The organism is Methylobacterium sp. 22177, assembly GCF_052045615.1.
GTDB lineage: Bacteria > Pseudomonadota > Alphaproteobacteria > Rhizobiales > Beijerinckiaceae > Methylobacterium > Methylobacterium radiotolerans.
This window is the reverse complement of record NZ_JBQEPK010000031.1, coordinates 23,941-37,013: the sequence shown is the minus strand read 5'-3', so window position 1 is coordinate 37,013 and position 13,073 is coordinate 23,941. Positions and strand designations below refer to the sequence as shown.

The 13,073-nt window shown below is 72.2% G+C and carries 16 protein-coding genes; 2 read left to right on the top strand and 14 right to left on the bottom strand.

Annotation, left to right across the window (positions count from 1 at the left end; genetic code table 11):
• Window positions 1-152 precede the first annotated feature (152 nt).
• From gatB to ACTJK8_RS23220, 5 genes are all read right to left on the bottom strand, one after another.
• Window positions 153-1,625: an Asp-tRNA(Asn)/Glu-tRNA(Gln) amidotransferase subunit GatB gene (gatB, locus tag ACTJK8_RS23240; RefSeq protein ID WP_024831111.1), complete on the bottom strand. Its 1,473-nt coding sequence runs from the start codon at window positions 1,623-1,625 to the stop codon at window positions 153-155.
• 101 nt (window positions 1,626-1,726) lie between these two features.
• Window positions 1,727-2,026, bottom strand: a complete 300-nt coding sequence (locus ACTJK8_RS23235) for a hypothetical protein (RefSeq protein WP_012317487.1) — start codon at window positions 2,024-2,026, stop codon at window positions 1,727-1,729.
• A complete protein-coding gene (gene gatA / locus ACTJK8_RS23230; protein ID WP_024831112.1) occupies window positions 2,023-3,501 on the bottom strand; it encodes an Asp-tRNA(Asn)/Glu-tRNA(Gln) amidotransferase subunit GatA in 1,479 nt (492 codons plus the stop codon). The genes ACTJK8_RS23235 and gatA overlap by 4 nt, the downstream gene beginning before the upstream one ends.
• Window positions 3,502-3,576: 75 nt before the next feature.
• Window positions 3,577-3,864, bottom strand: coding sequence for an Asp-tRNA(Asn)/Glu-tRNA(Gln) amidotransferase subunit GatC (gene gatC, locus ACTJK8_RS23225; protein WP_012317485.1), 288 nt, complete (start codon window positions 3,862-3,864; stop codon window positions 3,577-3,579).
• A 174-nt stretch (window positions 3,865-4,038) separates the two neighbouring features.
• A complete protein-coding gene (locus ACTJK8_RS23220; RefSeq protein ID WP_012317484.1) occupies window positions 4,039-4,179 on the bottom strand; it encodes a hypothetical protein in 141 nt (46 codons plus the stop codon).
• Between the two features lie 172 nt (window positions 4,180-4,351).
• Between ACTJK8_RS23220 and ACTJK8_RS23215 the strand changes: the two genes are divergently transcribed.
• Entirely contained in the window at window positions 4,352-4,921 is a 570-nt protein-coding gene (locus tag ACTJK8_RS23215) for an SMI1/KNR4 family protein (protein ID WP_012317483.1), read from the top strand.
• Window positions 4,918-5,430: a Holliday junction resolvase RuvX gene (gene ruvX, locus ACTJK8_RS23210; RefSeq protein ID WP_012317482.1), complete on the top strand. Its 513-nt coding sequence runs from the start codon at window positions 4,918-4,920 to the stop codon at window positions 5,428-5,430. Before ACTJK8_RS23215 ends, ruvX begins: the two co-directional genes overlap by 4 nt.
• Here the strand turns inward: ruvX and dprA are convergent.
• The 9 genes from dprA to ACTJK8_RS23165 form a co-directional block, all read right to left on the bottom strand.
• Window positions 5,420-6,631, bottom strand: coding sequence for a DNA-processing protein DprA (dprA, locus tag ACTJK8_RS23205; RefSeq protein ID WP_012317481.1), 1,212 nt, complete (start codon window positions 6,629-6,631; stop codon window positions 5,420-5,422). The two genes, ruvX and dprA, sit on opposite strands and share 11 nt — an antisense overlap.
• A 46-nt stretch (window positions 6,632-6,677) precedes the next feature.
• Window positions 6,678-7,280, bottom strand: a complete 603-nt coding sequence (gene plsY, locus ACTJK8_RS23200) for a glycerol-3-phosphate 1-O-acyltransferase PlsY (protein ID WP_041372485.1) — start codon at window positions 7,278-7,280, stop codon at window positions 6,678-6,680.
• Window positions 7,280-8,584: a dihydroorotase gene (locus ACTJK8_RS23195; RefSeq protein WP_029360477.1), complete on the bottom strand. Its 1,305-nt coding sequence runs from the start codon at window positions 8,582-8,584 to the stop codon at window positions 7,280-7,282. The genes plsY and ACTJK8_RS23195 overlap by 1 nt, the downstream gene beginning before the upstream one ends.
• A complete protein-coding gene (hisF, locus tag ACTJK8_RS23190; RefSeq protein WP_012317478.1) occupies window positions 8,581-9,384 on the bottom strand; it encodes an imidazole glycerol phosphate synthase subunit HisF in 804 nt (267 codons plus the stop codon). The genes ACTJK8_RS23195 and hisF overlap by 4 nt, the downstream gene beginning before the upstream one ends.
• 32 nt (window positions 9,385-9,416) lie before the next feature.
• On the bottom strand, window positions 9,417-10,160 hold the full coding sequence (hisA, locus tag ACTJK8_RS23185) for a 1-(5-phosphoribosyl)-5-[(5-phosphoribosylamino)methylideneamino]imidazole-4-carboxamide isomerase (protein WP_012317477.1): 744 nt from the start codon (window positions 10,158-10,160) through the stop codon (window positions 9,417-9,419).
• 37 nt (window positions 10,161-10,197) lie between these two features.
• A complete protein-coding gene (hisH, locus tag ACTJK8_RS23180) occupies window positions 10,198-10,857 on the bottom strand; it encodes an imidazole glycerol phosphate synthase subunit HisH (protein ID WP_012317476.1) in 660 nt (219 codons plus the stop codon).
• Window positions 10,858-10,876: 19 nt separating this feature from the next.
• Entirely contained in the window at window positions 10,877-11,356 is a 480-nt protein-coding gene (locus tag ACTJK8_RS23175) for a DUF2628 domain-containing protein (protein WP_024831118.1), read from the bottom strand.
• A 73-nt stretch (window positions 11,357-11,429) separates the two neighbouring features.
• Window positions 11,430-12,017 (bottom strand): imidazoleglycerol-phosphate dehydratase HisB, encoded by a 588-nt coding sequence (hisB, locus tag ACTJK8_RS23170; RefSeq protein ID WP_012317474.1) that lies wholly within the window; start codon window positions 12,015-12,017, stop codon window positions 11,430-11,432.
• Between the two features lie 84 nt (window positions 12,018-12,101).
• Entirely contained in the window at window positions 12,102-12,977 is an 876-nt protein-coding gene (locus tag ACTJK8_RS23165) for an S-methyl-5'-thioadenosine phosphorylase (protein WP_070998516.1), read from the bottom strand.
• Window positions 12,978-13,073: the final 96 nt, after the last annotated feature.

Here is a 13,073-nt window from a genome sequence, read left to right as displayed (position 1 = left end):
CGCTCGCGCCCGCGCGGCGAGGTGCGAGCGCGGCGAGCCGCGACGGAGTCCTCTGGCTGGTCGCCCCGTCCCTGTAGCTCCTCCTCGAGGCCCGCTGATGCGGGTGCTTCAGGATGAGGCCACGCGCGGGATGGCCGGTCGCCGCGAAGCGCTCACTCGATCCCGAGCTTCGCCTTGAGCAGCGCGTTCACCGCCGCGGGGTTCGCCTTGCCGCCGGTGGCCTTCATGGTCTGACCGACGAACCACCCGAGCAGGGTCGGCTTCTCCTTGGCCTGCGCGACCTTGTCGGGATTGGCCGCGATGATCTGGTCCACCGCCGCCTCGATGGCGCCCGTGTCGGTCACCTGCTTCATGCCGCGGCTCTCGACGACGGCGCGCGGGTCGCCGCCCTCGGTCCAGACGATCTCGAACAGGTCCTTGGCGATCTTGCCGGAGATCACGCCCTCGCCGATCAGGTCGATGATCGTGCCGAGCTGATCCGCCGAGACCGGGGTCGCTTCGATGGACAGGCCCTCCTTGTTGAGGCGCCCGAACAGCTCGTTGATCACCCAGTTGGCCGCGGCCTTGCCGTCCCGGCCCTTGGCCACCGCCTCGTAGTAGTCGGCGGAGGCGCGCTCGGCGACCAGCACGCCGGCATCGTAGGGCGAGAGGCCGAACGCCGAGACGAACCGCGCCTTCTTGGCGTCCGGCAGTTCGGGCAGCCCCTCGGCGAGGGCGTCGACGTAGGCCTGGTCGAATTCGAGCGGCAGCAGATCCGGATCGGGGAAGTAGCGGTAGTCGTGCGCCTCCTCCTTGGAGCGCATCGAGCGCGTCTCGCCCTTGGTCGGGTCGAACAGGCGCGTCTCCTGGTCGATCGTGCCGCCGTCCTCGAGGATGGCGATCTGGCGCCGCGCCTCGGTCTCGATCGCCTGCCCGATGAAGCGGATCGAGTTGACGTTCTTGATCTCGCAGCGCGTACCCAGCGGCTCGCCGGGGCGGCGCACCGACACGTTCACGTCGGCGCGGAGCGAGCCCTTTTCCATGTCACCGTCGCAGGTGCCGAGATACCGCAGGATCGTGCGCAGCTTGGTGACGTAGGCCTTCGCCTCCTCGGAGGAGCGCAGGTCGGGCCGGGAAACGATCTCCATCAGCGCCACGCCCGACCGGTTGAGGTCGACGAAGCTCCGGGTCGGATCCTGGTCGTGCAGCGACTTGCCGGCATCCTGCTCGAGGTGCAGGCGCTCGATGCCCACGGTGATCGACGCGCCGTCGGCCAAGTCGACCAGGACCTCGCCCTCGCCGACGATCGGGTCCTTGTACTGCGAGATCTGGTAGCCCTGCGGCAGGTCCGGGTAGAAGTAGTTCTTCCGGTCGAACACGGAGCGCAGGTTGATCTTGGCCTTCAGGCCGAGGCCGGTGCGCACCGCCTGGGCGACGCACTCGGCGTTGATCACCGGCAGCATCCCGGGCATCGCGGCATCGACCAGCGAGACGTGGTCGTTCGGCTCGGCCCCGAACTCCGTCGAGGCGCCGGAGAACAGCTTCGCTCGGCTGGACACCTGGGCGTGGATCTCCATGCCGACGATCACCTCCCAGTCGTGGAGGCCGCCCTTGATCAGCTTCTTGGGGTCGACGGGTGCGTTCATGGTCGGTCCGAAAGGCGGCTGGCATTCGAGGCGTCGCCGAGACGGTGGCGTCGTCGCGTGCGTCGAGCGAGAGATTTTCTAGGAGGCCCCTGCCCGCAGGGTCAAGCGCGGCGTCCGACCGCCTGCCGGGCGCCGTAGCCCAGGATCGCCCAGAGCAGGGCCGCGACGGCGCGCACCGGGAAGAAGGTCGGGCCGTCGTGGGTGATCGGCGCCGGCCAGGGAATGCCGGCGGCGCTGACCGCGTAGGAGAACAGCACCGAGAAACCGAGCGCCGCGATCGCCGCGATGAAGACCTTGCCGAACTGGCTGGCGGTCCAGCCGAGATAGACCGCCACCACGATCAGCGCCGGATCGAAGCCGGCCCAGATCCAGACCGTCCAGGGATAGTACGGGACGGTCATGACCACCACGGCTCGGGAAGGACCGTCCGGCCGGCGGAGTCCTCGATCACCTGCGCGACCGCGAACAGCGTCTCCTCATCGAAGGGCCGGCCGATGAGTTGCAGGCCCAGCGGCAGGCCCTGTCCGTCGAGACCGGCCGGCACGGCGATGCCGGGAAGCCCGGCCATGTTCACCGTCACGGTGAACACGTCGTTGAGGTACATCTCCACCGGGTCGGCCGAGGCCTTCTCGCCGATGCCGAAAGCGGCCGACGGCGTCGCCGGCGTCAGGATCGCGTCGACGCCGGACGCGTAGGCGGCCTCGAAGTCGCGCTTGATCAGCGTGCGGATCTTCTGCGCGCGGACATAGTAGGCGTCGTAGTAGCCGGCCGAGAGCACGTAGGTGCCGATCATGATCCGCCGCTTCACCTCGCGGCCGAAGCCGGCGGCGCGGGTGTTCTCGTACATCCCGGCGATGTCCTTGCCGGGCACGCGCAGGCCGTAGCGGACGCCGTCGTAGCGGGCGAGGTTCGAGGAGGCCTCGGCCGGGGCCACGATGTAGTAGGCCGGCAGCGCGTAGGAGGTGTGCGGCAGCGAGATCTCCTTGATCGTCGCGCCGGCCGCCTTCAGCCACGCGGCCCCCTCGTCCCAGAGCTTCTGGATCTCGGCGGGCATCCCGTCGACCCGGTATTCCTTGGGGATGCCGATGGTCAGGCCCTTCACGCCCCGCGACACCGCGGCCTCGAAATCGGGTACCGCGAGGTCGGCGCACGTCGTGTCCCGGGCGTCGGAGCCCGCCATGGAGCCGAGGAGGATGGCGCAGTCGCGCACCGTGCGGGCGATCGGGCCCGCTTGGTCGAGGGAGGAGGCGAAGGCCACCGTGCCCCAGCGCGAGCAGCGCCCGTAGGTCGGCTTGATCCCCACAGTGCCCGTGAAGGCGGCGGGCTGCCGGATGGAGCCACCGGTATCGGTCGCGGTGGCGCCGAGGCAGAGCCGCGCGGCGACCGCCGCGGCGGAGCCGCCGGAGGAGCCGCCGGGCACGATCGGTGCGTCCGATCCCGCGCGCCGCCAGGGCGAGATCACGTTGCCGTAGGCGCTGGTCTCGTTGGACGAGCCCATGGCGAACTCGTCGAGGTTCAGTTTGCCGAGCATCACGGCGCCGTCGCGCCACAGATTGGCGGACACGGCCGATTCGTAGTGCGGCTCGAAGGTCTCGAGGATCTTGGACCCCGCCGTGGTCGTCACGCCGTGCGTACAGAACAGGTCCTTGATGCCGAGGGGAATGCCCTCGAGCGGCCGCGCCTCGCCGGACGCGATCTTCCGGTCGGAGGCCTCGGCCATCGTCAGGGCCCGGTCCGGGGTCTCCCGGATATACGCGTTCAGGACCCGGGCCTTCGCCATGGCGTCGAGATGCGCCTGGGTCAGCTCGCGGGCCGAGATCCGCTTCGCCTTGAGGGCGTCGCGCGCTTCGGCCAGGGTAAGTTCGTTCGGATCCACGCTGTTCACGTCCTCGCGCGCGCCGCGCGCCTGCCCGCCAGAAATCCGGTCCGCAAGGTCCGGGCCGCGCTCGGCCTACTCGACCACCTTCGGGACCAGGAAGTAATTGTCCTCGGTCTCGGGCGCGTTGGCGACGACGTCGGCGGCGCGGCCGCCCTCCGTGACGACGTCCTCGCGCTTCTTCATCGCCATCGGCGTCACCGAGGTCATCGGCTCGACGCCCGCGACGTCGACCGTGCCGAGCTGCTCGACGAAGGCCAGGATGGCGTTCAGCTCGCCCTGCAGGGGCCCGACTTCGTCGTCGGTGACCGCGATCCGCGCCAGATGCGCGATGCGCCGAACCGTCTTCTCGTCGACCGACATGCCGTCCCGTTCGTCCCTTGCCGGGAGCACTTTCCCGAAGTCGGTCGGGCTATAGCATCGGCTCTCGACGGGCCGCAACGCGGGTGGACACCGCCACACGCTCGGGGCCGACGGGCGGCGCGCCGCCCGAGGGCATCGGGTCGAGCCGAGCGGGGCGGCGTGCTGCGGGGCGGGTCAGGTCACGACGTGGTGGGGCGTCACCGACATCTCGATGGTGATTCCCGGTTGCCGGACCGGCTGGATCATGGCTTGGGTGAAGCCCGCGACCAGGACCTCGAAGGCGAGGAGCAGCATCCAGCGGTGCTTGCGCGGCATCGCCCGCCGGCGCCCGTGCGGTGCGGAACAGGAGAGCTGGCCGTTCGTCGACAAGGCGGGCCCCTACAGCGTGGTTTAACGGAACATTAACCTACCTAGACGCGAACGGCTCCGCGCGCACCGGGGGCGATCTGCGGAGGAGCCGAAGCCTGTGGACGGTGGAGCGGGAGCTATGTGGGACAAGGTTTTCGAGGAGCTCGCGCCGGGCTTCGTACCGGACGCGGCCGCCCTCGACCGCGCGGCCGAGGCGCTGGGCTTCGCCCTCCCGGCCTCCTATCGCGACTTCTGCCGGAGCTGCGGCGTCGGCCTCGCGGGGGGACAGTTCCGCGTCGCCGTGCCGGCGCCGTTCGAGGCCTGCGATCTGGTGAGCCAAGCGGCCCTCATCGCCCACAGCGTCGGCGCCGCGGTCGCCATGCTCGAGGACGGCGCGGAGCCGCATCGCTTCGACGTCGAGGGCGGCGATGCCGGTATCGTCGAGCGCGCCTGCTTCTTCGGCACCGGCGAGGATGGCAGCTTCCTGTTCTGGGACGTCACCGGGACCGACGGGGAATACGACGTCTGGCTGCTCGCGCCCGACCTGGAGACGGTGCGGTTCGGCGGCGAGAGCCTCGACGACTTCTTCACCCGGGTCACGGCACCGTCCGCGGCGCTGGTCCTGGGACCGGGTTCGGAGCCCCTCCCCGCCCGCTTCGAGGGCGTCACCGAGGTCACCCTCGCGCGCGCCGCGCAGGCGGAGTCATGAACTTCGACGCGATCCGCGCCTTCGCGGCCGAATCCCGCGGCGGCGCCCGCCTGATCGGCATCGATCTCGGCACCAAAACGATCGGGCTCGCCCTGTCGGATCTCGGCCGCCAGATCGCGACACCGCTTGAGACCATCCGCCGGGTGAAGTTCACCCCCGACGCGCAGCGGCTCGCCGCCCTGTGCCGGCAGCACGCGGTCGGCGGCCTCGTGGTCGGACTGCCGCTCAACATGGACGGCAGCGAGGGGCCGCGGGTGCAGTCGACCCGCGCCTTCATGCGCAACCTCGCGCCGATCCTCCCCCTGCCCCACGTCTTCTTCGACGAGCGCCTCTCGACCGCCGTGGTCACCCGCGCGCTGATCGAGGCCGACGCCTCGCGGGCGCGGCGCGGCCAGCTCGTCGACAAGCTCGCCGCCGCCTACATCCTCCAGGGCTGCCTCGACGTCATGCGCAACCTCGCGGACGCCGACGCGGACGACGACACCGAGGACGGGTCCCTCAGCCGCTGATCAGAGAGACGGTGCCACTGCCGTGGCGCTCGATCCGTCCGTCGAGCTCCAATTCCAGCAGCACGCTCTGCACGATCCGGGCACCGACCCCGGCGCTCCGCGCCAGCTCGTCGGTGCCGACCGGACTCGGGCCGAGCAGCGCGACGATCCGCGCCCGGTCGTCCTGCGGCTCCGGTGGCCGGTCGTCCCGGGCGGGGCACGGGGCGGACGCGCCGGCGCGCCGCTGCGGGAGCGGGTTAAGCGGCGCGTCGTCCGCGTCGAGGGCGATCTCGTCCCAGAAGTCCGGCTGCTCTGCGAGGTCCGGCCGCGCGCGCGCCGGCGTCGCCTCGGCGTCCGGGCCGCGCTCGATGATCGGGCCCAGCACCTCGAGGACGTGGGACACCTCGGCGACCAGGGTGGCGCCCTGGCGGATCAGGTCGTTGGTGCCCTCGGCGCGCGGGTCGAGCGGCGAGCCCGGGACGGCGAAGACCTCCCGATTCTGCTCGAGGGCGTACCGCGCCGTGATCAGCGAGCCGGAGCGCCGGGCGGCCTCCACCACCACGGTCCCGTAGGACAGGCCGGAGATGATCCGGTTGCGCCGAGGAAAGTCGCGCCCGCGGGGCTCCCAGCCCATCGGCATCTCGGCGAGGACGGCGCCGCCCTCCGCCAGGATCGCCTCGACCAGGGCCGCGTGGCTCGCCGGGTAGATCCGGTCCTGACCACCGGCCATGACGGCGACCGTGCCGGTCCGCAGGCTGGCCTTGTGGGCGCGAGCGTCGATACCGCGAGCGAGGCCGGAGACCACCGTCAGGCCGGCTTCGCCGAGACCGCGGGCGAGGCGCTCTGTGAAGGCGAGCCCCGCCGATGAGGCGTTCCGCGAGCCGACGAGGGCGGCGGCGGGCCGGTTGAGGATCGGTGCGCCGCGCAGGGCCAGGAGGGGCGGCGCGGCGTCGACCTGGGCGAGGAGCCGCGGGTACTCCGCCTCGCCGGTGGCGACCAGCCGGCCGCCGAGTCGCGTCAAGGCCGCGACTTCGGCCTCGGCTTCGCCGCGGGTGGGTGGCACGACCCGCCGTCCCTGGCGGCCGGTGAGCTCCGGCAGGGCCTCGAGGGCGGCGGCCGCGCCGCCGAACCGGTTCACGAGCCTCCGGAAGGTGCGGGGGCCGACGCCCTCGGTCCGGATCAGTCGCAGCCAGTCGAGCCGCTGGGCCTCGGTGAGCTGCATCCACCACCCCCAACCCTGCCCGAAGGTCGGCGCGGCGCGCCGGCACTCAGCCCTTCTGGCCGATGCGCCCCTCGGTGCCGGACGCGAGTCGGCGGATGTTGGGCGCGTGCTTCCACCATAGCAGCAGGCCGAGGAGCAGGAACAGCAAGGCCTGTGTCGGGGCACCGAGCGCCCAGAGGACGAGGGGCGTAGCCGCCGAGGCGGCGAGCGCCGCCAGCGACGAGTACCTGAGCGCGAAGGCGAGCCCGAGCCAGATCGCCGCGAACGCCGCGAGGGCAAGCGGGCTGAAGGCGAGCAGTACCCCGATGAAGGTCGCGACGCCCTTGCCGCCCTTGAAGCCCAGCCAGACCGGGAAGAGGTGGCCGAGGAAGGCGCCGAGCCCCGCGGCGAGCGCCGGGCCCTCGCCCAGCTGGCGCGCGATGAGGACGGCCGCCGTGCCCTTGAGGGCGTCGCCCAGCAGCGTCGCCGCGGCGAGGCCCTTGCGGCCGGTGCGCAGCACGTTGGTGGCGCCGATATTGCCGGAGCCGATCGCCCGCACGTCGCCGAGGCCGGCGAACTTCGTGAGGATCAGCCCGAACGGGATCGAGCCCAGGGCGTAGCCGAGGGCGAGACCGCCGAGGGCGGCCGGGGTCGCGAGATCCGGCGGCATCATGCGGCCGCCGCGAGGTCGTCGACCGCGTGGACGATCCGGCCGCCGACCAGCGTCAGCACCGCCGCGCCCTGGAGGCGCGCCTCGTCGAAGGGAGAGTTCTTGGAGCGCGACTTCAGCCGGCGCTTGTCGAGGACGTAGGGGAGGTCGGGATCGATCAGCACCAGGTCGGCGGGGGCGCCCACCGCCAGCCGGCCGGCCTCGCGGCCGAGGATCCGTGCCGGATTGACGGTGAGCGCGGCGACGAGCTTGGGCAACGCGAGGTCGCCGGTGTGGACGAGGCGCATCGCGGCGCCGAGCAGGGTCTCGATGCCGAGCGCCCCGTCCGCCGCCTCGGCGAAGGGCAAGCGCTTGGTCTCCACGTCCTGCGGGTTGTGGTCGGACACGACCACGTCGATCACGCCCTCGCCGAGGGCGCCCACCACCGCCTGCCGGTCGGTCTCGTGGCGCAGGGGCGGCGAGAGCCGGCAGAAGGTGCGGTAATGGCCGATGTCGTTCTCGTTGAGGACGAGGTTGTTCACCGAGACGCCGCAGGTCACCGGCAGGCCGTCCTGCTTGGCCCGGCGGACGATCTCCACCGAATCCGCGCAGGAGATCATCGCCGCGTGGTAGCGGGCGCCGGTCAGCCGCACGAGGCGGATGTCGCGCTCCAGCATCACGGTCTCGGCCTCGCGGGGGATGCCCATCAGCCCGAGGCGCGAGGCGAGCTCGCCCTCGTTCATCACGCCCTCGGCGACGAGGGCGGATTCCTCCACGTGCTGCACGATCAGCGCGTCGAAATCCCGGGCATACGTCAGGGCGCGACGCAGCACCTGGGCATTGGCCACGGCCCGGAGCCCGTCCGTGAAGGCGACCGCGCCGGCCTCCTTGAGCAGGCCGAACTCGGTCATTTCCCGGCCGGCCAGCCCCTTGGTGATGGCGGCCGCCGGCAGGACGTTGACACTCGCCGTGTCGCGGGCTCGCCGGAGCACGAAGTCGACGATGGCCGGCTCGTCGATCACCGGGTTGGTGTCGGGCATGCAGACGAGCGTCGTGACGCCGCCCGCCGCCGCCGCGGCGCTCGCCGAGGCCAGGGTCTCGCGGTGCTCGGCTCCCGGCTCACCCACGAAGGCGCGCATGTCGATCAGCCCCGGGGTCAGCACGCGGCCGGCACAGTCGACGCGCTTCGCATCGGCCGGGGCGCCCGGCGCCGCGCCGGCGGCGATGTCGGCGATGCGGCCGTCCCGCACCAGCACCGCGCCGGCGGTCTCGCGGCCGGTCGCGGGATCGAGGAGGTTGGCGTTCGCCAGAAGGTAGCTGCTCACAGGGGCGCCCTCGCGGAAGAGGCCGGACCGTCGAGGCGCATGGCGAGACCGGCCGCCGCCATGTGCGCCTTCGCCTCGGCGACGCTCGCCTGCCCGAAATGGAAGATGGAGGCCGCCAGCACGGCGCTGGCGCCGCCCTCGGCCACGCCGGCCACGAGGTCGTCGAGGCCGCCGACGCCGCCCGAGGCTATCACCGGCACGGTGACGGCGTCGCTGATCGCGCGCGTGAGGGCGAGGTCGTAGCCGGAGCGGGTCCCGTCCTTGTCCATGGAGGTGACGAGCAGCTCGCCCGCGCCCTTCTCGGCGACGAGGCGCGCGAAGGCCACGGCGTCGATCCCGGTCGGGTCGCGGCCGCCGTGGGTGAAGATCTCCCAGGCGGCCGGCGCGCCGGGGGGCGAGACGCGCTTGGCGTCGATCGCCACCACGATGCACTGCGCGCCGAACTTCTCGGCGGCCCGGGCCACGAGGTCGGGATCCTTCACGGCCGCGGTGTTGATCGCGACCTTGTCGGCGCCGGCGAGCAGCAGCGCGCGCACGTCCTCGACGGTGCGCACGCCGCCGCCGACCGTGAGCGGCATGAAGCAGGCCTCGGCGGTCCGGCTGACGATGTCGAGCAGCGTGCCGCGGGCCTCGCGGCTCGCGGTGATATCGAGGAAGCACAGCTCGTCGGCGCCGGCCGCGTCGTAGACCTTGGCGGCCTCGACGGGATCGCCGGCGTCGCGCAGGCCCTCGAAGCGCACGCCCTTCACGACGCGCCCGTCCTTCACGTCGAGGCAGGGGATGATGCGGGTCTTCAGCACGGGCGGCGTCTCATGTCGCGAGTCTCTGGATATCACGCCACCGGGCCGCGCGCCGCAGCGATCGCGGCCAGGGCCGCCTCCGGATCGATGCGGCCGTCGTAGAGCGCCCGGCCGGTGATCGCGCCCGCGATCAGGGCGCAATCCGGCTTCAGCAGGCGGTGGACGTCGTCGATCGACGCGAGGCCGCCCGAGGCGATCACCGGGATGCGCACGGCCTGGGCGAGCGCCAGGGTCATCTCGACGTTGAGGCCCTTCAGGATCCCGTCGCGGGCGATGTCGGTGTAGATGATGGCCGCGACGCCCGCGTCCTCGAACCGGCGCCCCAGCTCCTCCGCGGTCATGCTTGAGGTCTGCGCCCAGCCCTCGACCGCGACGCGGCCGTCCTTGGCGTCGATGCCGACCGCGATCTTCCCGGGATACTTGCGGGCGGCCTCCCGGACGAAGCCGGGATCGCGCACCGCCGCGGTGCCGATGATCGCCCGGGCGACGCCCTTGCTCAGCCAGCCCTCCAGGGTCTTCATCTCGCGGATCCCGCCGCCGAGCTGGACCGGGATCTTCACCCGCGCGAGGATCGCGTCGACCGCCTCCGCGTTCCGAGGCGCCCCCGCGAAGGCGCCGTCGAGATCGACCACGTGGAGCCAGGAGAAGCCCTGCGCCTCGAAGATCGCGGCCTGCGCGGCCGGATCGTCGCCGAAGACCTTGGCCTGCGCCATGTCCCCCTGGATGAGGCGGACGCAACGCCCCTCTTTCAGGTCGATCGCCGGGTACAGGATCACGGGCGCTTCCGTCCTTCTTGCCTGGGCCGAACGGCGCTCACGGGCGCCAGTTCAGGAAGTTGGCGATGAGCGCGAGGCCCAGCCGCTGGCTCTTCTCGGGGTGGAACTGCGTGCCGGCGACGTTGTCGCGTGCGACGAGGGCGGTGACCGGGCCGCCGTACTCGGCGCGCGCCACCACGTCGTCCGGGCGCTCGGCCTTCAGCGCGTAGCTGTGCACGAAGTACGCGTGCAGCCCGTCCTCGCCGGTGGGAATACCGGCGAGCAGCGGGTGGTCGCGCTCGGTCCGCAGGGTGTTCCAGCCCATATGGGGGACCTTCAGCGCCGGGTCCGACGGCCGGATCGGACCGACGTCGCCGGGGATCCAGCCGAGCCCCGGCGTGGTCGTGTACTCGAGCCCGCGGCTCGCCAGCAGCTGCATCCCGACGCAGATCCCGAGGAACGGGCGGCCGGCCCCGTGGGCGACCTGCGTCATCGCCTCGACCATGCCGGGGACGGCGTCGAGACCGCGGCGGCAATCCGCGAAGGCGCCAACACCGGGCAGCACCACGCGGTCGGCCGCAGCCACCACGTCGGGGTCCGAGGTCAGGCAGATCCGCGCGTCGCGCCCGCTCTCGCGAGCGGCGCGCTCGAAGGCCTTAGCGGCGGAGTGGAGGTTGCCCGACCCGTAATCGATGATCGCGACGGTCTCGGTGCTCATGCGCGTCTCGCCCGGGAACTCACCGGGCGCCTTCCTGGGCGGGGAACAGCCCGATCACCGGCTCGGCCCGCCGGCTGGGGCCGCTCGGGAACGGGGCCCGCGGCGCGGCCGGGCTCGCCTCGAGCCAGCGGTTCAGAGCCCGGGCTTCGGCCTCCTCGGGCGTCGCGGCGACCACCGCGTCGCGCGCCGGCCAGCCGCGCCGCGCCAGCGTCCAGCGGCGCAGGCTCGAAGCCTCGAGGCCGATCAGCCAGCCGGCCAGCAGGGTGACGATCAGGCCGGCGCCGGCCGGCAGCCCGAGGGCGATACCGGCGGCGGCCAGCGCCACGAGCCCGACGAGCACGAGCAGGGCGGCGAGCCAGAGCCGGTGGAACAGGAACCACAGCACCGTGAAGGCGAAGGCCGGCCAGGAGAAGCCGTCCCGCACCAGCAGCGCCCGGTCGAGCCCGAGCGATTCGCCCGGCCGCGCGTCGGCTGGCAGGTGGAGCGTGTAGCTGCGCATCCGCATCGCGAAACTCCGACAGCGTGCGCCGCGACGGCCGCGTGGCCGATCCGGGCGCCCGGCGACAACAGGTCTACAGGGAGCCCTTGGTGGAGGGAACGCGCCCCTCCTCCCGCGGATCGATCGCCACGGCCTTCCGCAAGGCGCGGGCCAGCCCCTTGTAGCAGCTCTCCGCGATGTGGTGAGCGTTGTCGCCGTAGAGGGTCTCCACGTGCAGGGTCAGGCCGGCATTCATCGCGAAGGCCTGGAACCACTCGCGCACCAGCTCGGTGTCGAAGGTCCCGATCTTCTCCACTCGGAAGGTCGTGCGGAACACCAGGAAGGGCCGGCCCGAGATGTCGACGCAGACCCGGGTCAGCGCCTCGTCCATCGGCAGGTGGATGTCGGCGTAGCGCGTGACCCCGCGCTTGTCGCCGAGCGCCTTGGCGAACGCCTGTCCCAGGGCGATGCCGCAATCCTCGGCCGAGTGGTGCTGGTCGATATGCAGGTCGCCGTCGACCTTCACGTCCAGGTCGAACAGGGCGTGCCGCGCCAGCAGATCCAGCATGTGGTCGAGGAAGCCGATCCCGGTGGCGATGTTCGACCGCCCGGTCCCGTCGAGATTGACGGAGACCGCAATGTCGGTCTCCGCGGTCTTCCGGCTGATGGAGGCGCTGCGCATTTCGGTCTGGACTTCGCGTCGGGGGCGGCCAGGGCCGCCCGCGCCTTCTAGAGGGACTCGTCGCCGAATGGAAAGGGCGGCCGGCTAGCCGTTGAGGACCCGCCCCGCCACGGCGTCGAGCTTGGCGAGCAGTGCCGGGTCCCGGACGGCGGGCGCCGTCATGATCGCGCCGGCGAGCGCCCGGTGCGAGCCCGCCGGGCACGGCTCGCGCTCGGCCGGGAAGTCGCGGGCGAGGCGGGCCACGAGGCGCGCCGCCTTGTCGGCGTTGGCGCGGGCGACCGCGATCACCGAGGCGACGTCGACCGCGTCGTGGCCGGGGTGCCAGCAATCGTAGTCGGTCACCATCGCGATCGTCGCGTAGGTGATCTCCGCCTCGCGGGCGAGCTTGGCCTCGGGCATGTTGGTCATGCCGATCACGTCGAAGCCCTGGGCCTTGTAGGCGCGGGACTCGGCGAGGGAGGAGAATTGCGGCCCCTCCATGCAGACATATGTGCCGCCGCGATGGACCGCGATGTCCTCGGCCTTCGCGGCCTGGGCGATCCGCGCCTGCAGGCCGGGGCCGACCGGATGGGCCAGGGACACGTGGGCGACGCAGCCGTCGCCGAAGAACGACGAGGCGCGCCCGTGCGTGCGGTCGACGAACTGGTCGACGAGCACGAAGAGGCCTGGGGGCAGATCCTCGCGGAACGAGCCGCAGGCCGAGAGGGCGACGAGGTCGGTCACCCCGGCCCGTTTCAGGGCGTCGATATTGGCGCGGTAGTTGATGCCCGACGGCGAGAGCCGGTGCCCCCGCCCGTGGCGGGCCAGGAACACGACCTTGGTGTCGCCGATGCGCCCGATCCGCAGGGCGTCCGACGGCTCGCCCCAGGGCGACACCACGCGCTCCTCGCGCACGTCCTCGAGACCCGGCAGGTCGTAGACGCCGGAGCCACCCATGACACCCAGTACCGCTGCGCTCATGCCGGAATCCCTCAACGCGCGACGCCTCGGCAGCGCGGCTTATCCCACCCGGCACCTCATCCTGAGGTGCCGGAGCAATGCGGAGGCCGCGAAGGA

Bases quoted from the DNA above. Each gene is read 5' to 3' on its own strand.
- gatB (WP_024831111.1), bottom strand. From the start codon at position 1,625: ATGAACGCACCCGTCGACCCCAAGAAGCTGATCAAGGGCGGCCTCCAC.
- ACTJK8_RS23235 (WP_012317487.1), bottom strand. From the start codon at position 2,026: ATGACCGTCCCGTACTATCCCTGGACGGTCTGGATCTGGGCCGGCTTC.
- gatC (WP_012317485.1), bottom strand. From the start codon at position 3,864: ATGTCGGTCGACGAGAAGACGGTTCGGCGCATCGCGCATCTGGCGCGG.
- ACTJK8_RS23220 (WP_012317484.1), bottom strand. From the start codon at position 4,179: ATGCCGCGCAAGCACCGCTGGATGCTGCTCCTCGCCTTCGAGGTCCTG.
- ACTJK8_RS23215 (WP_012317483.1), top strand. From the start codon at position 4,352: ATGTGGGACAAGGTTTTCGAGGAGCTCGCGCCGGGCTTCGTACCGGAC.
- ruvX (WP_012317482.1), top strand. From the start codon at position 4,918: ATGAACTTCGACGCGATCCGCGCCTTCGCGGCCGAATCCCGCGGCGGC.
- dprA (WP_012317481.1), bottom strand. From the start codon at position 6,631: ATGCAGCTCACCGAGGCCCAGCGGCTCGACTGGCTGCGACTGATCCGG.
- plsY (WP_041372485.1), bottom strand. From the start codon at position 7,280: ATGCCGCCGGATCTCGCGACCCCGGCCGCCCTCGGCGGTCTCGCCCTC.
- hisH (WP_012317476.1), bottom strand. From the start codon at position 10,857: ATGAGCACCGAGACCGTCGCGATCATCGATTACGGGTCGGGCAACCTC.
- ACTJK8_RS23175 (WP_024831118.1), bottom strand. From the start codon at position 11,356: ATGCGCAGCTACACGCTCCACCTGCCAGCCGACGCGCGGCCGGGCGAA.
- hisB (WP_012317474.1), bottom strand. From the start codon at position 12,017: ATGCGCAGCGCCTCCATCAGCCGGAAGACCGCGGAGACCGACATTGCG.
- ACTJK8_RS23165 (WP_070998516.1), bottom strand. From the start codon at position 12,977: ATGAGCGCAGCGGTACTGGGTGTCATGGGTGGCTCCGGCGTCTACGAC.